1 pseudogene is annotated in these 622 nt (G+C 45.2%); it reads left to right on the top strand.

Features of this window, described 5'->3' with window-relative positions:
* A pseudogene (locus RJ41_RS19280) lies at positions 1–354 on the top strand (IS4 family transposase); the annotation flags it as partial.
* Between the last annotated feature and the right edge of the window lie 268 nt (positions 355–622).

Raw genomic sequence — 622 nt, 5'->3', positions numbered from 1 at the left:
ATTTATCGCCAGCGGATGCAGATTGAAGAAGGCTTTAGAGACATGAAAAGTACCAAGTTCGGGCTTGGCTATGAGCAAAATAAAAGCGTGAAAAAACAGCGTCTAACAATCCTGGTATTGCTGACGACGTTAGCGTCACTGGTTGCTATCTTATTGGGTATGGTAGTAGTCTCTTCGAATAAACATCGGCGCTTCCAAGCCAATACCGACACCAGAAGCGTGCTGTCATTCCACTATCTCGGTCTGAGAGCTGTTGCTTGCCGAATAAGATTCACTATGCGACAGTGGAAAACTGCACTCAAATGGTACAGCTCCATAGTCGACGGGGCCTGGACCGCAGGCACATGGAATTAAATTCGTGGGGATCCCTCAGGGTCAGAGTACTTTATTGCCTACCGATCAGATGTGGGGTCAGAGTACTTTATTTCGCTAACCATCAGACTGCACTTATACATGTATTCTCATACGCCCTTGAATCAAAAAATGTACTCTGACCCCACTATTAAGATTTCAACGACCTCTGTAGTATTCTTTCCCAGGTTTTAAGTGTGAGGACTCATTTCACGGTCGGACCAACACACTAGACTTGAACAAGAATATAAGGGGTCAGAGTCTGAGGTAT

The organism is Alteromonas marina, assembly GCF_000808575.1.
Taxonomy (GTDB): domain Bacteria; phylum Pseudomonadota; class Gammaproteobacteria; order Enterobacterales; family Alteromonadaceae; genus Alteromonas; species Alteromonas marina_A.
This window is presented reverse-complemented; position numbering and strand designations above follow the sequence as displayed.